The sequence below is a fragment of the Phaeodactylibacter sp. genome, from assembly GCF_040219495.1.
Lineage (GTDB): Bacteria > Bacteroidota > Bacteroidia > Chitinophagales > Saprospiraceae > Phaeodactylibacter.
This window is the reverse complement of record NZ_JAVJSK010000090.1, coordinates 78,199-102,981: the sequence shown is the minus strand read 5'-3', so window position 1 is coordinate 102,981 and position 24,783 is coordinate 78,199. Positions and strand designations below refer to the sequence as shown.

At 51.7% G+C, this 24,783-nt stretch carries 19 protein-coding genes; 10 read left to right on the top strand and 9 right to left on the bottom strand.

The annotated features are described in order from the left end of the window. The first annotated feature begins 43 nt into the window (after positions 1-43). The 4 genes from RIC19_RS13880 (at position 44) to RIC19_RS13865 (ending at position 5,989) form a co-directional block, all read left to right on the top strand. Positions 44-1,135: a T9SS type A sorting domain-containing protein gene (locus tag RIC19_RS13880; RefSeq protein ID WP_350178933.1), complete on the top strand. Its 1,092-nt coding sequence runs from the start codon at positions 44-46 to the stop codon at positions 1,133-1,135. 42 nt (positions 1,136-1,177) lie between these two features. Further along, complete coding sequence (locus RIC19_RS13875; RefSeq protein ID WP_350178932.1) at positions 1,178-3,973, top strand: PKD domain-containing protein; 2,796 nt, start codon at positions 1,178-1,180, stop codon at positions 3,971-3,973. 212 nt (positions 3,974-4,185) lie between these two features. Continuing rightward, the gene (locus RIC19_RS13870; protein ID WP_350178931.1) at positions 4,186-5,076 is read left to right on the top strand and encodes a 3-hydroxybutyryl-CoA dehydrogenase; all 891 of its coding nucleotides are present in this window, start codon (positions 4,186-4,188) and stop codon (positions 5,074-5,076) included. 91 nt (positions 5,077-5,167) lie between these two features. Next, positions 5,168-5,989 (top strand): glycoside hydrolase family 73 protein, encoded by an 822-nt coding sequence (locus tag RIC19_RS13865; RefSeq protein WP_350178930.1) that lies wholly within the window; start codon positions 5,168-5,170, stop codon positions 5,987-5,989. 136 nt (positions 5,990-6,125) lie between these two features. Here RIC19_RS13865 and RIC19_RS13860 read toward each other — a convergent pair whose 3' ends face one another. The 7 genes from RIC19_RS13860 to mqnE form a co-directional block, all read right to left on the bottom strand. After that, a complete protein-coding gene (locus RIC19_RS13860; RefSeq protein WP_350178929.1) occupies positions 6,126-7,532 on the bottom strand; it encodes an NAD(P)(+) transhydrogenase (Re/Si-specific) subunit beta in 1,407 nt (468 codons plus the stop codon). 6 nt (positions 7,533-7,538) lie between these two features. Next, the gene (locus RIC19_RS13855; RefSeq protein WP_350178928.1) at positions 7,539-7,853 is read right to left on the bottom strand and encodes an NAD(P) transhydrogenase subunit alpha part 2; all 315 of its coding nucleotides are present in this window, start codon (positions 7,851-7,853) and stop codon (positions 7,539-7,541) included. Between the two features lie 2 nt (positions 7,854-7,855). Continuing rightward, complete coding sequence (locus tag RIC19_RS13850; RefSeq protein WP_350178927.1) at positions 7,856-8,950, bottom strand: NAD(P) transhydrogenase subunit alpha; 1,095 nt, start codon at positions 8,948-8,950, stop codon at positions 7,856-7,858. 159 nt (positions 8,951-9,109) lie between these two features. After that, positions 9,110-9,649, bottom strand: a complete 540-nt coding sequence (gene msrA / locus RIC19_RS13845) for a peptide-methionine (S)-S-oxide reductase MsrA (protein ID WP_350178926.1) — start codon at positions 9,647-9,649, stop codon at positions 9,110-9,112. Between the two features lie 14 nt (positions 9,650-9,663). Continuing rightward, positions 9,664-10,437: a menaquinone biosynthetic enzyme MqnA/MqnD family protein gene (locus RIC19_RS13840; RefSeq protein WP_350178925.1), complete on the bottom strand. Its 774-nt coding sequence runs from the start codon at positions 10,435-10,437 to the stop codon at positions 9,664-9,666. Next, positions 10,437-11,066, bottom strand: a complete 630-nt coding sequence (locus tag RIC19_RS13835) for a histidine phosphatase family protein (RefSeq protein ID WP_350178924.1) — start codon at positions 11,064-11,066, stop codon at positions 10,437-10,439. Before RIC19_RS13835 ends, RIC19_RS13840 begins: the two co-directional genes overlap by 1 nt. Before the next feature lies 1 nt (position 11,067). Further along, on the bottom strand, positions 11,068-12,270 hold the full coding sequence (gene mqnE, locus RIC19_RS13830; protein ID WP_350178923.1) for an aminofutalosine synthase MqnE: 1,203 nt from the start codon (positions 12,268-12,270) through the stop codon (positions 11,068-11,070). Positions 12,271-12,576: 306 nt separating this feature from the next. On the opposite strand from mqnE, the gene RIC19_RS13825 reads away from it, so the two are divergent. The 4 genes from RIC19_RS13825 to rbp (RIC19_RS13810) all read left to right on the top strand — a co-directional run bounded on the left by RIC19_RS13825 (position 12,577) and on the right by rbp (RIC19_RS13810) (position 17,742). After that, positions 12,577-15,513: a caspase family protein gene (locus RIC19_RS13825; RefSeq protein ID WP_350178922.1), complete on the top strand. Its 2,937-nt coding sequence runs from the start codon at positions 12,577-12,579 to the stop codon at positions 15,511-15,513. A gap of 13 nt (positions 15,514-15,526) precedes the next feature. Then, positions 15,527-16,342 (top strand): gasdermin, encoded by an 816-nt coding sequence (locus tag RIC19_RS13820; protein WP_350178921.1) that lies wholly within the window; start codon positions 15,527-15,529, stop codon positions 16,340-16,342. Positions 16,343-16,595: 253 nt separating this feature from the next. Further along, on the top strand, positions 16,596-16,886 hold the full coding sequence (rbp, locus tag RIC19_RS13815) for an RNA-binding regulator (protein ID WP_350178920.1): 291 nt from the start codon (positions 16,596-16,598) through the stop codon (positions 16,884-16,886). Positions 16,887-17,445: 559 nt separating this feature from the next. Further along, complete coding sequence (rbp, locus tag RIC19_RS13810) at positions 17,446-17,742, top strand: RNA-binding regulator (RefSeq protein WP_350178919.1); 297 nt, start codon at positions 17,446-17,448, stop codon at positions 17,740-17,742. A 450-nt stretch (positions 17,743-18,192) separates the two neighbouring features. Here the strand turns inward: rbp (RIC19_RS13810) and RIC19_RS13805 are convergent, their stop codons facing one another. Continuing rightward, positions 18,193-19,104: a retropepsin-like aspartic protease gene (locus RIC19_RS13805; protein WP_350178918.1), complete on the bottom strand. Its 912-nt coding sequence runs from the start codon at positions 19,102-19,104 to the stop codon at positions 18,193-18,195. Positions 19,105-19,255: 151 nt separating this feature from the next. Beyond that, positions 19,256-21,460 (bottom strand): apiosidase-like domain-containing protein, encoded by a 2,205-nt coding sequence (locus RIC19_RS13800; RefSeq protein ID WP_350178917.1) that lies wholly within the window; start codon positions 21,458-21,460, stop codon positions 19,256-19,258. Positions 21,461-21,676: 216 nt separating this feature from the next. On the opposite strand from RIC19_RS13800, the gene RIC19_RS13795 reads away from it, so the two are divergent. Both RIC19_RS13795 and RIC19_RS13790 read left to right on the top strand, forming a co-directional pair. Continuing rightward, complete coding sequence (locus tag RIC19_RS13795; RefSeq protein ID WP_350178916.1) at positions 21,677-22,864, top strand: glycoside hydrolase family 130 protein; 1,188 nt, start codon at positions 21,677-21,679, stop codon at positions 22,862-22,864. A 107-nt stretch (positions 22,865-22,971) separates the two neighbouring features. Beyond that, positions 22,972-24,780: an MGH1-like glycoside hydrolase domain-containing protein gene (locus RIC19_RS13790; RefSeq protein WP_350178915.1), complete on the top strand. Its 1,809-nt coding sequence runs from the start codon at positions 22,972-22,974 to the stop codon at positions 24,778-24,780. Positions 24,781-24,783: the final 3 nt, after the last annotated feature.

The window sequence follows — 24,783 nt, the reverse complement described above, 5'->3', positions numbered from 1 at the left end:
CACCTTCCCCTTACATTTGTAGCGTGAGAAAAAGCAATCACCCATGCGGAAGATATTTTGGATAGCAACTTTTTGGATCATCGCGACGAGCTTGCAGGCGCAGGTTTACCCGGGCGATGCCAACAACAGCGGCAAAGTCGATCAGGCAGATGTGCTTTACACCGGCTACGCATACGGCAGTGCCGGACCGGCGCGGATTGAGACCGGGACGATATTCGAAGAAATGCCAGTTTCTTTAGATTGGCAACAAACCTTTCCAAATGGCGTAGGCTATGCCCACGCCGATGCCAATGGCAACGGACAGGTCAACCTTTCAGATATGCTGGCGGTGGTGACCAATTTCGGGCAAAGCCACTCCACACCGGTCCCGGTTGTTTTCCCTGCTGCTGTACCGGGCATGGATGCGGCGCTTACCTTTACGCCTGATTTGCTGAACCCTCCGCTTACTGCGGGTTCGATTGTCAATATCGCCCTGGATTTGGACTACCCAAACCTGCCCACCGAGGTAAACGGGCTGGCATTCGAGATTGCCTTCAATAAAAACTACATTCAAAGCATTTCCCTCAACTACGATCAGGATTGGCTGGGCGGCACCTCAGAATCCTTCCGCTTCCAAACCATCAGTACGAGTCAGACTGACCGGCTGAAGACGGCTTCAACTCGCTATGGGGTTAACCCCACTGCTGCAGCGGGCAGGGTAGGGATGTTGTCCATCGTCATCGAGGATGACCTGATCACCTTCATGCAGGCCGACAGCACCCAAATCCTGTTGAAAATCCGGGAAGTCATGCTCGTTGACGACAGCCTGGAGCTCCAACCTGTAGTGACAGACAGCCTAATGCTTACGGTTTACAATCCTAGTTTTCTGGTCACGCAGACCGCTGCGGAGGAAGCGGGGGATATGCGGCTCCTGCCCAATCCCGTAAGCAACGGGCGGGTGCTGGTTGGAGCCCCCAAAGACATTGAACGCATCTGTGTATTCAATATGCTGGGGCAGCCGGTTTATGACCAACAGCCCGGTACGCCCACCTTTGAGCTTGCCGTGCCGGGCAGCTGGCCTACTGGCTACTACCTGGTCCGCCTGCAGCAAAGCGACGGACTGTTAAGTGAACAACTTTTGTACATCATTCAATAGAGTTTATTAATCACCCGATTCAATAATTAATCACCCGATTTTATGAGAACCCTAACTGTTTTATTGTTATCCCTCTGTAGTATCTTCAATAGCTACGCTACAGAACTCAGCGTTTCCGGAAGCCTTCTGTTTGGTGAAAACCAAGAGCCGCTTCCAGGATTTGAAGTGGAGTTGTTTTTGCTCTCCATTGACGAATTGATGAGCACCGTTACCGAAGACGACGGTAGCTACACCTTTACTTTCGAGCATGATTTTTCTGATTCGCCCACTTTGCCTGCTACCGTCAGTGTGGTGGACTTCTGCACGGGCACAGTACTCTTTGAAGCGTTGGTGCTGTTAGAGGACTTTACTTCTGCAACTGGCGTTGACCTGATTGTATGCAGCGATATCAACCCACCGCCACCGCCAGAGCACTGCGAAGCTTTCTTCTTTGTTGAGCAAATTGGCGTCGACCCTTTCGAAGTGCAGTTCTTTGACCTGTCCAGTACTTCAACGCCTATTGACTCCTGGGCGTGGGACTTTGGCGATGGGAATACGAGCGATGAGGCTTCGCCTATTCACACCTACGCCGCAACGGGCATTTATGAAGTGTCGCTAAGCATTACATCGGATACCTGCACCTCTACTTATACCAGCCCGGTTTTTGTAGACGACTTCGTACCTTGCGATTGCGACTGGAATGAGTACGACCCGGTCTGCATCGAGGTCGCCCCGGGCATGGTGGAGCTCTTTGAAACCTTCTGCTACGCACAGTGCGCCGGATATGGTGTTGATGATCTCGTGGACTGCAGCGATAACGGATTTGATCTCTGCGAAGCCTTTTTTAGCTACGAAGCCGGAGTGGACGGCCTGACATTGGATTTCTTCAACCTATCCTTTACTTACGGTGACAGTATCACTAGTTTCGAATGGACATTGCCGGATGGAACCGCATCCAGTCTTGAGAACCCCAGCTTTACCTTTGCGGAACCTGGCGCTTATGTAGTTGCTCTAACTATCGTGACGGAAAGTGGTTGCACAAGTACTTATACCCAGCCGGTCTGGGTAGAGAACGGCAATGGCGGCCCCTGCAACTGCGATGATGTATTCGACCCGGTTTGTGTGATCAATGATGCTGGCGTGATCATCACCTTGCCCAGTGCCTGCGTAGCCATTTGTTCCGGCTACGGTCCGGAAGATATTTACGAAGATTGCAACTTTGACGATTGCGACTGCCCGCTCGTTTTTGACCCGGTTTGTGTGGAATTGATCCCCGGTATTACTTTTGAGTTCCCTAATGCCTGTGTGGCAGAATGCGAAGGTTTTACAGCGGATGACTTTGTCAATTGCGAAGGCGATGACAGCTGCATTTGCCCGGCTATCTACGATCCGGTATGCGTGGTGGAGAACGGCGATACGCTCAGCTTCCTGAACCCCTGCTATGCGGGATGTGAGGGCTTTGGGCCTGATCAGTTTATGGACTGCAATATTGATCCGCCCTGCGGTTGTGATGATTTCTTCGATCCGGTGTGCGTAGCTACACCTTCCGGGCAAATCCTGACTTTCCCCAATGCCTGCTTTGCCGAGTGCGAGGGCTACGATGCGTCTGTCTTTTTTGACTGTGACGAACCCAGTGATTGCAATTGCTATCAGGTGTATGCCCCAGTCTGTGTTACGCTGCCTAACGGCATTGAGCTGGTCTTCCAAAATGACTGCTATGCCGAATGTGAAGGTTTCGGCCCAGATGAATATGCGCCCTGTAACGGCGGCGGCAATGCGTTCTGTGAGGCCATTTTCGATATTGTAGAAACGGATGTGCCCGGACAATTGCAATTCCTTGATTATTCCTTTGCAGACGACGGGGAGATTACGGAGTGGTTCTGGGACTTCGGCGATGGCAATACCAGTACAGAACAAAATCCGGTACACAACTACACCATTGATGGAATGGTAGAAGTGCAGTTGACCATCACCACAAGCTCAGATTGCAGCAGCACATTGGTATATCCGGTCTTTATTGGTAGTGGCGGTGGTGCCGGCAGCGGGCCTGACTGCCAGGCGATGTTCTCCTTCGAGCAGGACGAAGATGACCTGCTGTCTTTTACTTTCATGGATATGTCCATGGGCAATGACACCGACTCCTGGTTCTGGAACTTTGGCGATGGCAATAGCAGCACGGAGCAAAACCCCGTTCATACCTATACTCAGCCTGGGCTTTATCTGGTCACACTAACAACGACCAGCGGCGACTGCACCAGCAGCATGAGTATGATCATCCTGACCGATTTTGACATATTCTATGACGAAGGCTGCCTGGCCCTTTTCCTGCCCTTCAAAACCGATAGCCTGACCTACGCATTCCTGAACCTTTCTTCTGACTTCGAAGCAGACTACTTCTGGGATTTCGGCGACGGCACTACAAGCACGGAAGCCATGCCGGTGCACACCTATGCTGCACCGGGCAACTACGGAATTTCGCTGACGATGACGACACTGGATGGTTGTGTGGCAACTTTCACTGTGACCATCAATCCGGTAATCAATGGCTTTACCGGTCAGCCTTCCTTCCTGATGGCGGTTAATACGGAAGAAAACTTTGAACAACCACTTGGCCAGATCAAGGCTTACCCGAACCCCGCCCACGAACAAGCTACGCTTGATCTAAACCTTCAGCAGGGAGGCGCCTATGAACTGCGCCTGCTCAACCTGAACGGACAAGCCCTCTGGCAGCAGTCCTACAACTGGAGCGCCGGACGGCAGCAGATCGACCTCGACCTGTCGGACGTGCCTGCCGGTATGCTAATGCTGCAGGTGCGCGGCGAGCAGGGCACGGAAACCCTGCGCCTGATTAAGCAGTAAACCCGCTTGTTAGAGATCACCCAATAATACCCCGATTGTTGACAAAGAGCCTGTACGTACCACAACGTGCAGGCTTTTTTTAAATTGGCTCAGAGCTACTGTGGTCCAAGGCACGCGGAACGCAGCGTGCGCTCAAAAGAACGATTTTGAGCATTGTAAGTAGTTTTTAGTCAAGTTCGTTATCTTCGCCCACCGAAAATAAAACCGAATTCATGAAAAATATTGCAGTCATCGGTGCCGGCACAATGGGCAACGGCATCGCCCACGTTTTTGCCATGAACGGCTACAACGTCAACCTCGTGGATGTTTCCGCAGAGGCGCTCGACAAAGCGATCGCGACCATCACCAAGAACCTCGACCGGATGCTCAAAAAGGAGCGGATCACCGAGGAGGTTAAGCAAAAGACCCTCGGCAATCTGACCAAATATACCGATATTAAAACAGGAGTTGCAGAGGCTGATCTAGTCGTGGAAGCTGCGACCGAGCGTGTAGACCTCAAGCTGAAAATCTTCAAAGACCTGGACGCAGCAGCCCCAAAGCAAGCCATTCTGGCAACCAACACTTCTTCTATTTCCATTACCAAAATTGCTGCGGTCACCGAACGCCCCGGGCAGGTCATCGGCATGCATTTTATGAACCCCGTGCCGGTGATGAAGCTGGTGGAAGTTATCCGGGGCTACGCGACCACCGATGAGACCACGGATACGGTCATGGACTTGTCCCGTAAGCTGGGCAAAGTACCGGTGGAGGTCAATGATTACCCGGGGTTTGTGGCCAATCGTATCCTGATGCCCATGATCAATGAGGCCATCATCTCCCTGCACGAAGGTGTAGCCGGCGTGGAAGAGATTGATACCGTGATGAAGCTCGGCATGGCACACCCAATGGGGCCTCTGCAGTTGGCAGATTTTATCGGGCTGGATGTTTGCCTGTCTATTATGAATGTACTGTACGAAGGTTTCGGTAATCCGAAATACGCCCCTTGCCCGCTGCTGGTGAATATGGTTATGGCTGGCAAGCTCGGGGCAAAGTCCGGTGAAGGTTTCTACGCCTACGGACATGGTACCAAGGAGTTGATCGTGGCGGATACTTTCAAAAAATAACAACCAAATTGTTTTCTTGTCTTGATTTTAAACATTAATTGTTTTAGATTTGCAACAGAACGCATTTCTTAAAACAAAAATGGGACAAGACATGGAAAGCAAAAGTACCCACAACAACACCCTGTCCCTTCAAGCTCTGGCGGACGCCCTTCACCGCAACTGGTTCAACGGCGTCCTCCTGGGCCTGGGGATTTACATTCTGTTTTTTAAAAACATTAGCATTCAGTTTAACCTGAATAGCATCGAGCAACCGGTTGCAGTCGCAGAACAGGGCATCATGCCGTCGTTTGGGCAGGCGCTGCCCGCCAATTACAAAGCTGAAAAGCGCGCCAACACCCAACAAAATGTCTCACAGATCAAGTGGGATTCCCGTCAACCTGAGGACTTCCCAAACCTTACCTTCGTGCTCAACGAAGACTACGCCGAGCGCCACCACGTGCGCCCGGAGGTGGCAGAGGCGGTCAATGCCAAAGTAGAGGCTTATCTGGAGCAGTACAAAATGCTGGCGATTAGGGAAATGGAAGACTACGGAGTCCCGGCAAGCATTACCCTGGCTCAGGGGCTGCTGGAATCCAACGCCGGAGAGAGCCTGCTTGCCAAGGAGTCCAATAACCATTTTGGCATCAAGTGCAAGCGCCAATGCCGGGGCTGTACCTGCCGCAATTATTCAGACGACGATATCTACGATATGTTCCGGGTATTTGGGGATGTAAAGGAGAGCTTCCGGGCGCATTCTGAGCTGCTCAATGGAGAGCGGTACAAGCATCTGCAACGGTTGCGCATTTCTGACTACAAAGGCTGGGCGCGCGGTCTGAAAAAGGCGGGCTATGCTACCGATAAGGCTTATGCAGATAAGCTGATTCGCATTATTGAGCACCTGGACCTGAGCCGGTTCGATCAGCTGGGGGCATAGACTAACCTCAGCGCCTTGTTTTGCAGTGCCTCAATAGAAAACGCCGGGAGAGCACAGTGCTCCCGGCGTCTTTGGCTTGTACATTCGCAACTCAATAGGGTGCATATGCACAGGGGTAGCGCCCAAGTCGATACGGTTATAAATTCTTAATCTCCGAAGCCAGATTGCTCAGCGTATCCTTCGCATCCCCAAACAGCATACGGGTCCTTTCGTGGAAGAACAACGGATTTTGAATGCCCGCGTAGCCCGGGCGCATGCTCCGCTTGAGAACAATTACGTTTTTAGCCTCCCATACCTTGAGCACCGGCATGCCATAGATAGGGCTGCCAGGATCATCTTCAGCCGCTGGGTTGACCACGTCGTTAGCCCCTACAATGACCACCATGTCGGTGTTCTTAAGGGCGTCGTTAGCTTCTTCCAGATCGAGTAGTTTAGGATAAGGGACATCTGCCTCGGCCAGGAGGACGTTCATGTGGCCCGGCATACGGCCTGCCACCGGATGTATGGCGTAGCGGACTTCCACACCGTTCTTCTCCAGCAGTTCGTCCACTTCCTTACAGACCTTTTGCGCCTGAGCAACGGCCAAGCCGTAGCCAGGTACGATGATAGCGCTCTGAGCATAAAACAACTGAATGGCAGCATCATTTAAAGTCACTTCTTTAGCAACTTGATCACCATCAGCGCCTTTACCGGCGGGACCATCGCCACCACCGAAGCCACCAACGAGCACGTTAATCAGGGAACGGTTCATGGCTTCGCACATGAGTACGGTAAGGATGGTGCCCGAAGCACCGACCAAGATACCGCCAACCAGCATGAACTGGGAGCCGTAAATCAGGCCCGTAACCGCCGCAGAAAGCCCGGTGAAGGAGTTGAGTAGGGAAATAACGACCGGCATATCTGCTCCGCCAATTGGAGCGACGAAGGAGAAACCATAGATCAGTGCCAATACCATGAACACGGAGCCCATGAGCAATCCGCCCTCCATGCCACTGAAGACCAGGTAGCCACCCAGGCCCAAAGTAATGAGCAGCAGCACCATATTAACGATATCGTGCCGGGGCAGGGTAATAGTACTGTCCCAGACCAGCCCCTGCAATTTGGCGAAAGCCAGCATACTGCCGGTGAAGGAAATACCGCCAATGAGGAGGGCCAGCAAAATGATAATCAGCCCGGCCATGTCCAGTTCCTTGATACCGCTGTAGTAGGGCACCAATTCGGCATACGCCAAAACGACCGCACAGGCACCTCCCAGACCATTGAAGATGGAGACCATCTGCGGCATAGCGGTCATCTGTACCTTTTTTGCAGAAACCAGCCCTACGATAGCGCCAATGATGAGGGCACCAATGATCCACAAATAATTATTGGAAGCGCCTTCAATCGGCTGCCCGATCGCAGCGATAATGGCAATGACCATGCCCACGCCGGCTACCGTATTGCCCCGTCTCGCTGTATCCGGTGAACTGAGGAGACGAAGGCCCCAAACAATAGCTAATGCCCCAATCAGGTAGGCTATATTGATGATAAAGTCGATAATCATGATGGGTTACTTTTTCTTTTTGAACATTTCCAACATACGGTCGGTGACCGCAAAACCGCCCGCCACATTGACCATTCCAAGAATGACACCCAGAAAGCCCAGCCCCAGGGTCAGGTAGTCATCGGGCTCAGCCTGCCGGATGAGCAGGATGGCACCAATAATCACCACGCCCGAAATGGCATTCGCCCCCGACATGAGGGGCGTGTGGAGCACCGTCGGTACTTTGGAAATGACTTCAAAGCCAAGAATAATGGTAAAGAGTAGCAGATAGATGAGCAGCAGGTTGCCCTCATCGTTGAAAAACTGAATAAAGGTATCCATGATTATTCGTTTTCGTTGGCCTCGGGTGCAGGGGTGATGTAAGCGCCCCGGATGATCTCGTTCCCGAGATCGAGGTTCAGCACTCCGTCTTTGACCAGAATTTTCAGGAAATTGACCACGTTATTGGAGTACAACTGACTGGCATTCTGTGGCATCAGAGCTGCCAGGTTAGAATTCCCCAGGATGCTGACCCCGTTGTGGACGATGGTTTGGTTGTCTTGTGTAAGCTCGCAATTGCCGCCGGTGGAAGCCGCCAGGTCTACGATGACCGAGCCGGGCTTCATCTGGTCTACCGTGCTTTTGGGGACGAGCAGTGGGGCTTTGCGCCCACGAACCTGAGCCGTGGTGATGATGACATCCGCTTTCATGGCCCGGTTTTGAACTTCCTCCCGCTGCCGCTTCAGGAATTCTTCGGACTGCTCAACGGCATAACCACCGGCACCGGTGTCTTCCTTGGCACCCTCTATTTCGATAAACTTAGCACCAAGGCTTTTGACTTCCTCTTTGGCTGCCGAGCGGGTATCAAAGGCTTCCACCTGAGCGCCCAGCCGCCGGGCAGTCGCAATAGCTTGCAAACCCGCCACACCGGCACCCAGGACCAGCACGGTAGCCGGCCGGATACTGCCTGCAGCGGTAATCATCATTGGGAAATAGCGGGGTAGGAGGCGGGAAGCTTCCAGCACCGCTTTGTAGCCCGCAATAGAAGCCATAGAGGACAGAACATCCATCGATTGCGCCAGGGTCGTCCGTGGGATCATGTCCAGGCTGAAGGCTTTCAGCTCATGGGCCCGCAGACGGTCGGCGACTTCCGGATCTGCGAAGGGTTTGAATTCGGCAGTGACAATGGCTCCGGGTTTAAGTTTGGCCAGGTCGGCATCGGGGAGCGGGTGGATGCTCAGCACCATATCGGCACCTTTCAGCAAAGCTTCCCGGTCCAGGACCGTTGCGCCATCGTAGTCATCGTCTGCATAGAAAGCCCCTTGCCCGGCTCCTCGTTCCAAGCAGACCTCAATGCCCGAATCCGTTAGTTTGCCAACGGCATCGGGCGCCAGTACTACGCGAGGGTCAGTGCCCTCCTTGGGAATCGCTATTTTCATAAGTTTAAAAGTCGGTTTCTACGGAAAGGTAACACCAAATCTGACAACCGCCAAGGATTGAGGCAGCCCAAACGATGATCAGCAGAGACAGGCCGGTGAAGACCTGACCTGAGAGGTTGTACGATAACTATTTGAATATCAAAAAATTACCTTGTTCAATTACTTACGTTTATCCGCAAAATGCTCCCGGAATTTTTTCACCTTTGGGGTGATGATAAAGGTGCAGTAAGGATTGCGGTTGCCGACCTTCCGGTAATAATCCTGATGACTGACCTCAGCAGGGTAGAAGGCCTCAAGGGGAGCCAATTGCGTGACCACAGGGTTGTCCCAAAGCTGTGGAGCCGTTTCCCTGATAGACTGTTCCGCCGCGGTTTTCTGTGCCTCATCGTGGTAAAAGATTGCCGACCGGTACTGCGGCCCCCGGTCATTGCCCTGCTGATTGGGAGTCGTCGGGTCGTGAATGGTCCAGAAGATATCCAGGATTTCAGCGTAGGAAATGACTTCCGGGTCGAACTGTACCTGAACCACTTCGGCATGTTGTGTACTGCCGGAGCAGACGGCGCTGTAATTGGCGTTCTCTTTGGTGCCACCGGCGTAGCCGGAAGTAACCCGGAGTACCCCTTTGACTTCCTGATAGACGGCTTCCAGGCACCAAAAGCAGCCACCGCCGAGGGTGGCGTATTCGTGAGATTGGCTCATATGTGTTTACTTATTTAAAGTCCGGCAACACTGACGGCTGGTGCTTCATCAGCAATAGCAGCCAGGAATTGCTTCAACGCCTGCCGTTTAGGGGCGTCAAACTGATAACTAATGTATTTGGTAAAGTACTCCTCCACACTAAAATCGGGATGAGGCGAAGGCAGTAAGTATTTGAGCTTTTCAATTTGGGCCACACCGGAAGCGAGGGCTTTATTGAAGCGCTTCACGAAAGCCGCAGGCAGCGCACGATTGCTGACCCAGGCGGCAAATACGAAAGGCAGCCCGGTATGTTCCATCCAGACGGCCCCAAGATCATAAATGTATTCGAACTGCTGTTCCAGCCCGATTGTCCGGTCACCGATAACGAGCCCGGCGGTCCGGTCGCCAATCTTTTTGATGTACCCATCTTTGGCAGGTATCAGGGTGGGAGAGAGCTTCCAATAGTCGCGCAGCAACACTTTCGTGAGCTGCACTGAAGTTCGCGAGTGATGATCGAGGTATATCGTTTCTACCTCTTCCAGGGGCACATCACTGTAGATGCAGACCGTTTTGACCGCTCCGACTGTGCCAATGCAGTAGTCTGAAATAAGATGTGGGCTGCGTAGTTCAGGCAATACGGCCACCGGGACCAGCGCCAGATCGGCTTGACCCTGTGTCAGTTTCTCGGCGCAAACCGCTGGAATATTCAGCTCCAGGTCCAGCTGAGCAGCAAGTGGGCTATTGAGCAGACCGTAGAGCAGAGGCTTGGTGTTGAGATAAGAAACCGCCGTAACGCGTATTTTATCCATCAATCTTGTTTGATATTCAGGTGCTCGAGATGGGCGATATCATTTTCGAGGAGGAAAGTGTACTGCTGTTCCTGATAAGCCGCTTTGTACAGACCGGTATTGTGGTGCTTGAATGTATTCATCTCCTGAAGAGACTTCCCGCTGAGCAGGCACATTAGCGCGCGCATTGCCCGGCCGTGACTGCAAACCAAGATGCGCTCTTCCGGGCGTTGGCTGAGCAGGTCGACAAAGCGCGACAAGCGGTCGCCCATTTCCCGGGCACTTTCAGCCCCTTCCAGGCGGGCATCGAAATCACCGGCGTTCCAGGCTTCGGTCACTTCTTTGTACTGCAGGTGCATATCGGGCGTACTCGTTTTTCCTTCGTGTGTGCCCCAACTGATCTCGTTGATTTCGGCAAATTGCTCCCAGGGCAGCTCATCCTTTATAAAATGAGCCATTGTTTCGTGGGTGCGCCGGAGGGTGGAAGTCAGGATGGCATCGAAGCCGACAGACCGATAATGTTCATAGAAAGCACGGGCCTGCATTTTGCCCACCTCGTTTAGAGAAGAGTCCACTCCTGAACCCTGTACAATACCCAGGCGGTTAAACTCGGTCTGCCCGTGCCGGACAATATATACGTGTTTATTCATGCTATCGATTTACAACGGGTAAAGAGGTGTACCCCTTAAATTGTTCATCTTCCTCAAAAACGTGGTCGGTGTAGTCTTTGATGACGTTGTAAAGCGTATCGCGTTCTATCGGCTCCCGCCCAACGCGGCGGATGAGGTTGACTAAATCCCGGGTACTCATGGCGGGCGTCTGTTCCTCTGAGCCAGCCATGCTGTAGATTTTCGTGGTATCGTCAATGGTGCCGTCAATATCGTCTACGCCAAAGCTCAACAGCATTTGTGCCACATTGCGGCCAATCATCGGCCAGTAAGCTTTGATGTGGTCGAAATTGTCGAGGTACAACCGGCTAATGGCGTAGTTGCGCATATCTTCTACCACTGTGGATTCCGGAACGTGGCTCATTTGATTGTCCTTGTTGCGGAACTTGAGGGGGATGAACGTCTGGAAGCCACCTGTCTTATCCTGCAGTTGCCGCAGTTTTTCCAGGTGGTCGATGCGGTGCTCAAACTTTTCGATATGCCCGTAGAGCATCGTTGCATTGGAGCGCATGCCCAGCTCGTGCCAGATTTCATGAATACGCAGCCACTGCTCGCCCGAGCATTTGCCGCCCGCTATCTGATCGCGGATTTCGGGGTGGAAAATCTCTGCGCCCCCGCCCGGCATGCTCTCGAGGCCGGCTTCTTTCATCATCCGCATCCCTTCTTCGTAAGATACCTTATCTTTCTTGAAGATGTAGTGGTACTCCACCGGCGTCAGCGCCTTTACATGAAGCGACGGCCGGTGCTGCTTGATTGCTCTGAAAAGCTCCGTGTAGAACTTCACATCATACTGCGGGAGCACCCCACCAACAATATGCACTTCTGTAACGGGCTCATCGTCGTACTTTTCTACGATGTCCAGAATGTCCTCCAGACTGTATTCCCAGCCTTCTTCCCGCTTTTTGATCAGGCGGGAGTAAGAACAAAAGGTGCAGGTGTACAGGCAGACGTTGGTAGGCTCCACGTGGAAGTTACGGTTGAAGTAAGTGCGGTTGCCGTGCCGCTTTTCCCGCTGATAGTTGGCCAGGGCGCCCAGGTAGCCGAGCTCACCTTCCTCAAACAGGAGCTGCCCTTCTTGGGGTGTGATGCGCTCATCGTTGAGGACTTTTTCCGCAATCGCCCGTAGTGGGGCAGCCAGCGTCTGGTCTTGCAGGATGTGGTCAATTTTTCTTGCAGTGAGGGTCATATTCTTGCTTTCTTATTTGCTCAAACAATCTTTCTAAACTTTCAGTTTTCATTGAAAGTGTTAAATCTTGTTGCAAAGGTAAAGGATTGTCTGTTATTTCCGGGGCCCAACTGTCTGCAATCCCCTTGAAATGCCTCGCTTCATTTATAATTGGGTTTGCCCTGATAAAAGGGTGACAAAATAAAGGAACAAGAAATGGCCCCTCAAGTTTTTTCTGTCATTTAAAGAGTGGCAATTTTCGTCATATCAAAAAAAAGTTTCATTTTTGAAAGCAGAAACCCTACAAAACCTATCAAAATGAGCAACATGACTAAGTTGTGGGCGCTGTTGATCGGAGTCAACGATTATCCGAGCAGCCCTTTATCCGGTTGTGTGCCGGATGCCCGTGCCCTGCAGTCCTACCTGGAAAGCGACCCTCGCCTAGACACGGATGGAAGCCTCAAAACCTTGTTTGATGCACAGGCCACCAAATCAGCCATTGCTGATGGCATATTAAACCACCTGGGACAAGCCCGGCCGGAGGATGTCGTGTTGCTGTATTTTTCTGGTCATGGTGCACAAGAACGGGCAGATCCCGGCGTATGGACCGAAGAGCGGGACGGCTGCCTGGAGTCTATTGCCTGTTATGCGCCTGCGGGTGCCCCCTTGTCCCTGATGGCGGATAAAGAACTGCGCTTTCTCCTCAATCAGGCTTTCTACCGGCCCAACGAGCAGTCCCCGCATCTGCTCACCATTTTCGATTGCTGCCATTCGGGGGATAATGTACGGTCGCTGGGGCTGGAGCAGGAAGATACCCGGGAACGGCGGTTCACCTATGTATTCCCGCAACGTGAATGGTCGGATTTTCTATTTGCGGATGCCTTTCAGCCCGGGCAATTGTCCGGAGCAGGGCTGTCGGATCTGATCCCGAGTCCGCCTATGGTTCAGCTTGCTGCAGCGAAGGACGATCAGGCGGCTTTGGAAATCGGCGGCCGGGGCGTTTTTACTTCCTACCTGATACAAGTGCTGGAACAAACGGGAGGGAGCATAGACTATACGACCCTGCATCAGTTGCTTTCCAACTACATCCGATTTAAGCACGCGCAGCATCCGCAGTTTGCTACTCTCGGAGCAGGTATGGACTTGCTATATCGGGGCTTTTTGAACCAAGAGGTAGACCCAAGCGGGCGGCGCTATGGCAGAGCCAACTACAGTACGACCGAAGGCTGGCTGCTCAATATGGGGCAGATGCACGGTTTATCTGGTGGGGATGATGCTCAAATTCAACTGGAAGGCGGCGAGACGATTGATGGTAAGGTCGGGGAAGCTATGGACGTGAGTAGCACGCTGGACATCGACTTTGAGCAACGCCGCAACCTGGACAAAGCCAAAAATTACAAAGTGTTGGTGGCCTCTATGCAAAACTACCCTATACATATCTTTATAGAAGATGCAATGGGGGAGGAGCCAATGCTAAAGCGCACCCTAACTGCACTAAGAGCGCTACCAAAAACCGTACTTCTTACATCGACCGAAGTTAACGCTGATTTTGTGATCCATTTCAGGGACGGGCTGGTCTACATGACGCGAAAGTTTGACCCTTTCCGCCCGGTATTTGGTGAGGTCTTCTCTTTCGAAACCGTTGATGAGGATTCCATTCTGGAGAAGCTGATCGGGCAGGTACAGATGGCCGCCCGTTGGACCTTCACGTACAGTCTTCACAATCCACAGCTCAAAGTACTCGGGCACCCGCCGGTTGGCGTGGAAGTCCTGCAGGAAAAAGCAGGCACCTGGGGCACCGTACAACCCGATGGTGAAGACTTCCTGATTGATCAAATCGTGCGCGACCAAGCAAGTGGTAAACTGCAGGCCAGGGTAAAAGTGCGCCTGACCAATCAATTTGACCGCCCCTTGTATTTGTGCTTGTTGGTGCTCAGCGACCAATGCAAGAGTGTCCTCTCGGTAGACCGTAAGTACACCCCCGGGCTGGTAGAACAGCCCATCACCAAACTGGAACCCGGGCAAAGCCTTTGGTTATTTGGGCACCGGGGAGGCGTTATCCCGTACACGGTGGGGGCAGAAGAGCAATTCCAAAACCGCCCCTACACGCAGGGCTGGTTCAAGCTATTGGTCAGCACCGAATCTGAGATCGCCTATGACCACCTCATTGTCCCCCGCAGCCGGATGCTGCCGGACCTGGGTGGAGAGCCTGTAAAAGACTGGACAACGCAGCGGATTGGCATTCGCATCCTCAACCCCAACTACAATACGGTACAGGAAGATGCGCTCAAGCAATGGCTGTCAGACCCGGAGCGTGCGCCCCTGGCAGCCGGGCTGTACCTGGATACCGACGGGCTGGACGCAAAGCTGGTCCTCCGGCCTGAAATACAGCTGATTACCGCTGATCAGGAAAGAACACGCAGCAAGAGCTTGTTTTGGAATACCTTGCTGGGGGCTGCCAATACTTGGGCAAGGTATCAAAGGAGTCGTGATTTCAAGCGCCGGCTTCGGAAGTTCTACGACCGCCCGCTGATGGTTTCAGAAGGAGACTCCTGGTTTCAGCACCCCACGATCATGGAGATTATAGACCACCTGAGCCTGAGTTACAATATCTTCAGCCGGGGCGCTGCCGGTGACGAAATGCGCAACTACCTCATGTCGGGCGAATACCTCGATGCCTTTACCGACCTGCAGGTAATTGTGCAGGAGGTGGCAGCGTCACTTGGGGAAGCGCCCAAGAGGCCCGCTTTTTTTCTCATAAGCGGAGGAGGCAATGATATATTAGGCGATCAGTTTAAGGACTTTTTGCTACCTTTCGGGGAGGTAGAAGCAGCGGCACCGGGCGAAAAGCCGGAACGTTTCCTCAACCAACGGCTGCAGGACGAGCTTGATGCTATTATGGCGTTGTACCGGCAAGTCTTTCAGCGGCTAAAGGTAGCACAACCTGAAGTCCGCATTATCACCCACGGGTATGATTATGTCATTCCCAAAGGGCTGAACGCAGAAGGGATGAGCTGGCTGGGCAAACCGATGACGCAACAGGGTATCAAGGCGCCTGAGGACCGGCAGGCGATTGTTAACTACCTCATCGATACTTTCAATGAGCGGTTGATGGCCGTATGTGAAGATTTCGATCAGGTTACACATGTAGACTTGCGCGGTGCAGTCAAACCTTATCAGTGGGCTGATGAAATCCACCCGGACCAGGAGGGCTACCAAAATGTAGCGTTGCGCTTCAGCGCAGTGATTGACCAAATGTTGTAAAACCAATCAAACTATGGGCTTCTTTAGAATTTGTAAAAACGATATTACCGACCTGTTACGGGAGACTTTCAATGCTTTCCCCCTGCGTGTGCCCGAAACCCGTATGCAACCGCTCGTGGTGATGGGGCAGAAAGGCAGTAAAATGGACTACCGGGGCGAATTGCAATACCTGCTGGCAGACGGAAAGCCCATCGAAATTGAGATCCGGGAATCGGCTATGGCCAATGCTGCTCTGGACCGCTCCAAGTCGATCAGCCTGAGCTTTGGGCTGAAAATACTGGAAGGCTTCCTGTCGGGCTTTGGTATGTCGCCCGCTCCCATTGGCGCCAGTCTGAAAGGAGTGAGTGAGATCAGCTTTTCCTTTACCGATTGCAAGCGGCGCTTCATCGACCCGGCCCAACTGGGCAGTGTACTGCGGGGCCGCAATATTGACCTCAGTCACGGTTCGCTTGGTGTCTTTAAAGGAGAAGACGCTTACCGAATGTTGCTGATTTCGGATGCGATTGTGAGCAAGAGTTTCACCATTAACATCGAGAAAGCTAACGATAGTGAGTTTGATGCGTCTCTGCCCGAGTTGCAGCCCTACCTGGCGGATGTAGACGCCAAAGTCAAAGTGAATACCAAATCCGGCAAGTCCATTACTTTTGAAGGGGATGAATACCTGACCTTTGCCTTTTCCTGCTTGTTGCTGGAAATGGACAAGGAGCATGGTGCGCTTGCGATCGGGGAGACCGTGCGCAGCCGGGGTGCCGGTGGGCAGGAAGAAGCGACACCCTACGCCACTATTGATGAGGATGTGTTTGAACCCGGAATGATAGAATTTGAGTAGGTGAGGGGAAGTATAGCCGGATCAATGGAACGTACAGTAAGAGCTCCAAACATGCTCTAAGGGATGTGGTGCTAAAATAAGGCTGTACAACTTGCAAATTCAGTAAAAAAAAATTAATTTTGTTTTGTATTGAATTAATTAAGCTTAGGATTGGATAGTTTGTTTTTCGCTTTCTACTTTATCCTGTCTTAATTTTTTCTATTTCATTATCTTTTTTGACTTTTCCGCGCAAGCGGAGTTCTAATTACTTGTTATGAATATTTTTGTTGCTAAACTGAATTACGACACACGCGAATCTGATTTGCAGTATGCATTCGAAGAATTCGGCGTTGTCGATTCAGCAAAGATCATCATGGACCGCGACACTGGCCGTTCCAAAGGCTTCGGGTTTGTGGAAATGCCCAACGATGATGAGGCTCGTGCAGCCATTAATGCACTGAACGACCAAGAGCTTGATGGTCGCACAATCGTGGTGAAAGAAGCTGAGCCACGTGGCAACCGCGGTGGCGGTGGCGGCGGAGGATTCCGCGGAAGAAGATATTAATCGAGTGAGGCTTAGCCTCACCTCACGATAATATATTCTGATTTTGAAAAGCCCTGATCACTCAGGGCTTTTCTTGTTTTAGGCTTAGAGCGTTTTGGGTTTTTGTCTTCTAGTCGAAAACTAACCGTTTTTTGGTTAGACAACCTGCATGCGTGTCGAACACTCCGGTCTCCGGCGGCCAAAGCCCACAGGCGACGAGACACAGGCAGGAAAGTGCCCCGGTGCACCGGGACAGACCGATTCTAAAGTCCCAACACCCTCTAAAGGGCTCCTTTGGTTTCAGGCGCTTTTGGATTTGACAAAAAAAACTGATTCCATACCCGTACAAAAACGACATTCATAAATGCTATTGCGGAAAGTGGTTTTGACTTATTTTTGAATTGTATGCAAAAAAACGAGCATCATAACAAAATATGTTGCATCTTTGTACTCAGAATCAATTAAGAAACAAATCTAGTTCTTAGGTTTTTATCTCCTACCTACTACATTCTTTCCTTAGTTTTTTCATTATCACCTTATTATTAGTAAGCTGTGCACTGCACAGTACCAATTCTGTTTTATGAATATTTTTGTAGCTAAGCTCAATTACGACACACGCGAATCCGATTTGCTTGAAGCATTCGAAGAATTTGGCGCCGTCGATTCAGCGAAAATCATTATGGACCGCGACACTGGACGCTCAAAAGGCTTCGGTTTTGTGGAAATGCCAAACGACGATGAAGCCCGCGAGGCGATTCACCAGTTGAATGACCAGGAGATGGACGGTCGTCAGATCGTTGTCAAAGAAGCCGAGCCACGTGGCAACCGCGGTGGCGGCGGTGGTGGTGGCGGAGGATTCCGTGGAAGAAGATATTAATCGAGTGGGGCCTAGCCTCATCCTATGATAATATATTCTGTTTTCGAAAAGCCCTGAGCAATCAGGGCTTTTCTTGTTTTAGGCTTAGAGGGTGTTGGGATTTTGCCTTCTAGTCAAAAACTAACCATCTTTTGGTTAGACGATCTGTCTGCCAAACGGGTTTGCCGGGCAGGCAAGGGCACGAAAACCGGAGTTTAGCCTGAGTTAAATAGCCCTTCCCGCAGTTTGCGGGAAGGATTTTCGGGACAAAGTATAAGCAAAACTGCCTGCGTGTCGAACACATCGGCAGGAAAGTGTCCCAGTGCACCGGGACAGGCCGATTACTAAAGTCCCAACACCCTCTTATATTCAGATGAGCCTGCCGAAAATGTGCCTGATTGCCCGGATCTGTAAATTTTATCCCGCAAATCATTGCTCATCATCCCATCTCCAACAGGCAGCTAAGGCTTCTTATTTTCGGTTTTCAAAATAAACCACCCCTCGTTGCAAGTCATAAGTCGTGTTGAAATCCAGCAACAAAGCCTGCCCAATCAGGCCATCGGCTAATCGCTCGGAAGTTTGGCTGATGGGGTCTACTTCAAATACCACCGATACTCTTCTCCATTCTTTTCCATTGAAAGTCGCTGCGAACAGTTTGCTGCTTAAGTTATTCGTCACGGTTGAATCTGCCCCAAAACCTTGTTTGCTTTTGATTCTTCTGTTAACGGACTCCAGTAGTTTGTGTTGGGTTACCGCTCCGTTGTGAAAGGTCAGGGCATTATCGGCACCAGTATCTATTTTGAAAATCATCTGCCTGGGAGCCGCTTTCCGCCTCGTGGTGATCTCGAGGGGGATGCCAAAGTGGCCCGCCTCCAGGCCAATAATGTCATAGCCCGTCCAATTTTCCCCAGGTTCAAATCCCTCGAATGCATAGAACCGGATTTCCTGAGCGTCATTATCAGTCTCGGTGACAAAATTTTGCAGCAAGTCGCTCCCAATAATTCCGTCAATCTGATTTTTGAAATACTGGCTCAAGTGCGACAAATCCATGATGGCGATTTCCACACTATCTAAAGTTACCTGGGTACCAATACGGACCCTGTTATTGGCAGAGATGCCTGACCGGATACTTTTGCCGGCAGTACCTATCGAGATCTCGTCTGTGATTTCCAGGCCTAACGCAGTTGAGACGGCCGAATCAATAGCCGTTATCCCTGCACCCGTATCAAATAGAAAATTGAGGGGGTCTGCTTTTTCATTCAGCCTGAGCTCAATGAACATCAACCCTTCCAGAAACGCGATCGGTATGCGTGCTATTTCCTTTTGTCCTTGTACAGGCAGATTTAACAGCAGAACAAAAAAAACGATGAGACTTGATTTCATTTTATGGGAGATTTAGGCGTAACTGATGAGGTAAGGTGGGGGCTATTTTACTCCAACCTTAAGTAAGGTACATCAATTCCATCTATCCTCAACCCATTATTTGCTCGTCGCTTATACTCCATTAATGCGCTGTCAAGTAGCCAACACGCTCTTAGTCCTCCCGCTGTAAACTAAGCACCCAGTCCTGTTTCGGCCCGGTTGCAGGGGGCTGGAAGGTATTCTGCTGTTTCGCCTCCATTTTCCTGGCCTCAGTAAGCTCACCTGTCCGGGGATCAAACCACTGGTAAGTATAGTTGCTTTTGCCTAAACGTTTAAGATTGATCTGCACCGGTTCGCCCATTGGCGTGTAGGCATAGGCATAGGAGCCATCCGAAGCCACTGCTGCCATCATTTTGCCAAAGCCGCTGCCGGGGTCGTTGAGCAGCAAGTCCGCATCGGGTACCAGTAGCCGGAAGTCTCTGGACTCAAACAACTGCCTCATATAGCCCATCTGTGCAGCACCCGGGTGGGAAAGGGCGGTTTTCCAATCGGAACGTGGATAAACATTTGGCTTTCGGCCGTACTCGTACATTTGCCAGATGTTGTTATTACCATAAGTATGTCCACAGGCTCCGGAAAGTACAGACCAGTAAGCGGCATTTCTTACATCATGGGCATCAAACCAGCCGGCTTTGAAGACCGTATCGGCACCAGCTGCCGACAAAGTATATGGACTGGGCATGGGGCTGGGCTCCCAAAATCTTTTGGGGATATCTTCGTAACAAGGCTCGCCGTCCAGGCTTGGCTTTACCGGCTTCAGGGCCCGGTCTTGTTGATTGACTGTCCACCGGCTCTCCGGTGCTTCCCCGTGCCCGGACTGGTGCATGTTGAAATCCAGCCAGCCCGAACCGTGAAAGAAATCGGAAGAGCTCGTGCCGCCCTGCGGATGGTAGGTCATCAGATGCTGACCGCCATCCCCTTCTTTTATGCCTTCGGCCATGGCATTCCAAATGTCACGATGCGTTTGGGTCTCGACTTTCCGGTCGCCGCCAAGTATCCAGATGATCGGTTTGTCTTTGTACCGTTGGCCCAAAAAACGGCCGAAGCTGAAAGCGTTCTCCGGCGTGAAAATCTCCGGCCCTACGCCCCATGCCAGATTGACCTTGTCGCCCCAGGTGGGCAGCATGCCGATGTATAGCCCCAATCGTTCTGCCTGCTCTACGATGTAGTCCACATGCTCAAAGTAGCCTTCGACCGGCTTTTTGGGGTCCAGATTGTCCAGGGGGACATGCCCGTATGGGTTGGGTATGAATAAGCCGTCTATCTCAGCCAAGACAACAGCCTGAATGACGTTGAACCCTTTTCCTGCCCGGTCCCGGAGGTAGGTGGCAGCATCCTCACGGTCAAGGCGGTGGAAAAGCTCCCAGGCCGTATCACCAAGGTAGAAGAAAGGTGCGCCATTTTCCTTTTCCAAATAACGGCCATTGGCAGCTACCCTGAGGCGGGGTAGTTGGGTAGGCGGCAGCTCCCGGTAGCCAATCAGCTGAACGCCCTGATCTCTTATAGCTGCTTTTACGATAGGATGGGTAAGTAAATCAAGGTCCTGCTGCCGGTCGTGCGCCACGGGTGGTTTCCCAATAAGGTGCACAGCGTTTTGCTCAGGCGTATCGTGAGCCGGGTGAGTGACCATGAGGTAAGTGCCGGGGGCTGCCTGTTCGAGTGCATGCGCAAAAAGTTGGGCCTGCTCATCTATCGTTAGGCTGCGGTCGTTTTTGAAAGGCAGCCGCTGCACCTCATAGTCTTCGGTGAAAATATCCAGCGCATAGTCGCGACCGAGCTTGCGCAAAAGCTGCCGGGAATCCTCATTCATGCTAAGCGCGCCCATGTGCATCGTCATATGGCTGGTCTGAGGCAGGTGCTTGAGTACCAATTCTATTTGTGCCCGGAGTTCCCGTTCTACTTCTTCAAGTTTCCAGTCGTGCTCCTGCAGGGTACTTCCTTCCGGGAAATTCGGATTGGGCCAGATGGCACGGTAGAAGTAGCCGTCTTCGTCGGTCAGGCTTGGCGCATGGGTCAAGGGGCGCCATCGGACCTTTTCCCACTCGCTGGTTAGCGTGAGGTGAATACCGACATCCGTATCCAGACTGTTGGCGACTTCCACAGCTTCCATAAACCAGGGAGAAGGCGCCATAACTTCCATAGTGGTGGCTATGCCGTCCGAACAAGCCTGATAAATCCCGGAATTCGCAGAATGGGTATAGCCTAAGTCGTCCGCCCGGACAATTAACCGTTTGCCACCCTCATCATTTGGGGGCGCTTGCCCACAGAGGCTAATGGAAAGAAAAATAAAGATGATGGATGTTATAGTCGTTTTCATAGGGTCAATTAATTTCATTTTGAGTTTCCTGAGGTCCCTCTTTTTCCCAAAAAGGACCGGTATTTTGCTTTCTCGTTAAAATGTCGGGCCTATTCACCAAAATAGCGAACCTCCTCCCGGCTTGACTTCACGACATTAGCCCTACAAGTTTCATACACATACTAGATGGAAGGGGCAGTCCACTTCGGTGGCTGCTCCCAATTTATATCAAAGCCAATGAAAGACCAATTTGACAGCCGACTTTCAGCCTTAAAAGAAGCACATCTCGCCCTTGTTCAGCGGCCGAACCGGTCAGAACCATTGGGCAATGGCATTTTCAAACGTTACGAGCATCCGGTACTTACCGCAGCACATGCGCCTCTGAGCTGGCGCTATGATCTCAATCCCGCGACCAATCCTTACCTGATGGAGCGGCAGGGCGTTAATGCGGCTTTCAACCCCGGGGCGATCTACCTCGATGGGAAGTACCTGCTAGCCGTACGTACGGAAGGGGCTGACCGGAAGTCCTTCTTCGCTATCGCCGAAAGCCCAAACGGTATTGATCAGTTTAAATTTTGGGACTATCCGGTCCAAATGCCGGAAACGGAGGAGCCGGACGTCAATGTCTATGATATCCGGCTGACCCAGCATGAAGATGGTTGGATATACGGTCTCTTCTGTACAGAGCGGAAAGACCCGGACGCACAGGAGGGGGACACATCAGCTGCCGTAGCCAATTGCGGCATTGCCCGTACCCGTGACCTCAAATCGTGGGAGCGCCTGCCGGACCTCATTACCTACACCGGGCAACAGCGCAATGTGGTCTTGCACCCGGAGTTTGTAAATGGGAAATACGGGCTTTACACCCGCCCACAGGACGGCTTTATCAGCGTAGGAAGTGGCGGCGGGATCGGCTGGGGGCTCACCGACAGTATGGAAAATGCAGAAGTAAAAGAAGAGATTATTTTAGACAACAAGGTTTACCATACGGTCAAGGAATTAAAGAACGGGCTTGGCCCATCGCCTATCAAAACCAAGGAAGGTTGGCTGCATTTGGCACACGGGGTGCGCAATACTGCAGCAGGCTTACGATACGTGCTCTACATGTTCATGACCGATCCGCAGGACCCAACAAAAATCACCCACTTGCCCGGCGGTTACTTTCTGGCACCGGAAGGGCAGGAGCGGGTAGGGGATGTCTCTAATGTTGTTTTCGCCAATGGCTGGATCGTGAACGAACACGATGAGGTCTTCATTTATTACGCTTCTTCGGACACCCGTGTGCATGTGGCGACAAGCACTGTTGAGCAACTGGTAGACTATGTGAAGCATACCCCTGAAGATGGTCTGCGATCTGCTGCCAGTGTAGCTGCCCGGATGGCGCTGATCCAAAAAAACATGGAGTACTTAAAGCAGCATTCATAATGCCTGGTATCTCTTTTCCACACCGTATTTGCTCAGTATTGGCCACTGCCTGGCTATTGATCGCAGTTTTCAGCTTAGGTACTTTTTGCCAAGGCCAGGCGCAACAAATGGATTTTCAGCCCCGGGGCTGGAATACCTGGGATAACCGCAGTGTGCTTCACCATGTACTGCTCCCGGATGGGCTAGCAATAAAATTACAACTGGTCGATACCCTTGCAGGTGATGTTTTGGAGTATGCTTTCACCGGTAATAAAGTAGAGGGCACAGAGCAGGTCCGGCCATTGGCGCATACGCCCGATGGTCGTTTCACCGCTCTACAGTTGGAATGGAGAGGTTTTCGCCTGGAGGTGCATACGGTAGCTGAAGGATCGGATTTGCACCTCAAAATAGTACCGGAAAAGAGTGCGCCCAATCCTGGTTACCTTCGGGTAGAACCGGTAATGATGTACGGGCGCAAAGGAACGATTCAAAGGAAAGGGATGGGGTGGACTATTCAAACTGCCCACCGTAAGCTGGAACTTACTCCAAAAAATGGGTTCGGTAAATGGATGGGTAATGCACTGGACTTATCCCTTGGACAATCCTTTTGGATATCCACCCAGGATATATCAATCGCGCAGGCTGATGCCAGGCTTACCGCTGCCGAGACGGATTACTGGAGGCAGCGGGAGCACTATGGCGAAGCCGGCACTTCCTGGCATATCATACAAAATGCCGTCAACTGGAACGTTGTCTATGATCCCTCACTCGACCGGGCGGTGACCCCGGTCGCCCGAACCTGGAGCTATGGCTGGGGCAATCGGGAGGAAGGCGGCTTTGTTCAGTTTTGCTGGGACAACTTCTTTGTTGCTTACATGCATGCCCTGGAAAGCCGGGCGCTGGCTTTCAATGAAGTGGAACAACTCACGAGGCTGATCGATACACTTGGGTTTGTGCCCAATTACGCCGGGCCGGGTGGAGAATACAGCCGTGACCGATCTCAGCCCCCGGTAGGCAGTATTATGGTTAAAGAAATTTTTAAGCTTCATCCGGATACCGCCTTTCTGACGGCCCACTTTAGCCGATTATTGAAATGGAACCGATGGTGGGAGGAAAAACGGTCGGTGGACGGCTATCTGGCCTGGGGCTCAAACGCTTACGCTCCGGTAAAACACCCCCGGCAGCAAACGCAGCATAACCACCCAGCGGCTTCCAATGAATCTGGATTGGACAATACCCCCATGTACGATGGTGTGCCCTTTGATACTGAACAAAATGTGCTCCTGCAAGCTGATGTGGGCTTGATGGGAATGTACGTTGCGGATTGCGATGCCCTTGCCGAGATGGCTAGTTTGCTCGGGCGTGAGCCAGAACAAATAGAACTCCAGAAAAGAGCAGGAAAATTTCGTGCTCAGATTCGCACCCTATGGCACGAACCCACCGGGCTATTCCTGAACAAACGATTAGACACTGGTGATTGGTCCTTCCGTTTGAGCCCCACTCATTTTTATCCCCTGTTGGCAAAAGCAGCTACACAGAGGCAAGCCGAGCGAATGATCAATGAACATTTTTATAATCCGGAAGAATTTTGGGGCGATTACATCCTGCCTTCAGTTGCTCGTAACGATACTGCATATACCGGCAGGGATTACTGGAGAGGAAGCATCTGGGCACCAATGAATTTTTTAACCTATCTGGGGCTTCGAAACTATGCTCTGCCGGAAGCCCGGGCAGATTTGGCTAGCCGCTCCTTAAAACTGCTGGTCAAAAATTGGGAAGCGCAGGGCTGGGTGCTTGAGAACTACCATGCTGAAACTGGTGGTTATCCGGGGTACCGAAGTGAATACTTTTATCATTGGGGTGCCTTGCTGGGCATGATCAATTTGATTGAAAAAGAAGCCATAACACCTCCGGAGCACTCACTTCAAACCCCATAACTT

Excerpts from the sequence above, each read along its gene's own strand:
- RIC19_RS13840 (WP_350178925.1), bottom strand. The coding sequence starts at position 10,437 with ATGGATAAAATACGCGTTACGGCGGTTTCTTATCTCAACACCAAGCCT.
- mqnE (WP_350178923.1), bottom strand. The coding sequence starts at position 12,270 with ATGACCCTCACTGCAAGAAAAATTGACCACATCCTGCAAGACCAGACG.
- RIC19_RS13850 (WP_350178927.1), bottom strand. The coding sequence starts at position 8,950 with ATGAAAATAGCGATTCCCAAGGAGGGCACTGACCCTCGCGTAGTACTG.
- RIC19_RS13800 (WP_350178917.1), bottom strand. The coding sequence starts at position 21,460 with ATGAAAACGACTATAACATCCATCATCTTTATTTTTCTTTCCATTAGC.
- RIC19_RS13855 (WP_350178928.1), bottom strand. The coding sequence starts at position 7,853 with ATGGATACCTTTATTCAGTTTTTCAACGATGAGGGCAACCTGCTGCTC.
- rbp (WP_350178920.1), top strand. The coding sequence starts at position 16,596 with ATGAATATTTTTGTTGCTAAACTGAATTACGACACACGCGAATCTGAT.
- RIC19_RS13820 (WP_350178921.1), top strand. The coding sequence starts at position 15,527 with ATGGGCTTCTTTAGAATTTGTAAAAACGATATTACCGACCTGTTACGG.
- RIC19_RS13875 (WP_350178932.1), top strand. The coding sequence starts at position 1,178 with ATGAGAACCCTAACTGTTTTATTGTTATCCCTCTGTAGTATCTTCAAT.
- RIC19_RS13835 (WP_350178924.1), bottom strand. The coding sequence starts at position 11,066 with ATGAATAAACACGTATATATTGTCCGGCACGGGCAGACCGAGTTTAAC.
- rbp (WP_350178919.1), top strand. The coding sequence starts at position 17,446 with ATGAATATTTTTGTAGCTAAGCTCAATTACGACACACGCGAATCCGAT.
- RIC19_RS13865 (WP_350178930.1), top strand. The coding sequence starts at position 5,168 with ATGGAAAGCAAAAGTACCCACAACAACACCCTGTCCCTTCAAGCTCTG.
- RIC19_RS13795 (WP_350178916.1), top strand. The coding sequence starts at position 21,677 with ATGAAAGACCAATTTGACAGCCGACTTTCAGCCTTAAAAGAAGCACAT.
- msrA (WP_350178926.1), bottom strand. The coding sequence starts at position 9,649 with ATGAGCCAATCTCACGAATACGCCACCCTCGGCGGTGGCTGCTTTTGG.
- RIC19_RS13825 (WP_350178922.1), top strand. The coding sequence starts at position 12,577 with ATGACTAAGTTGTGGGCGCTGTTGATCGGAGTCAACGATTATCCGAGC.
- RIC19_RS13805 (WP_350178918.1), bottom strand. The coding sequence starts at position 19,104 with ATGAAATCAAGTCTCATCGTTTTTTTTGTTCTGCTGTTAAATCTGCCT.
- RIC19_RS13870 (WP_350178931.1), top strand. The coding sequence starts at position 4,186 with ATGAAAAATATTGCAGTCATCGGTGCCGGCACAATGGGCAACGGCATC.
- RIC19_RS13790 (WP_350178915.1), top strand. The coding sequence starts at position 22,972 with ATGGATTTTCAGCCCCGGGGCTGGAATACCTGGGATAACCGCAGTGTG.
- RIC19_RS13860 (WP_350178929.1), bottom strand. The coding sequence starts at position 7,532 with ATGATTATCGACTTTATCATCAATATAGCCTACCTGATTGGGGCATTA.
- RIC19_RS13880 (WP_350178933.1), top strand. The coding sequence starts at position 44 with ATGCGGAAGATATTTTGGATAGCAACTTTTTGGATCATCGCGACGAGC.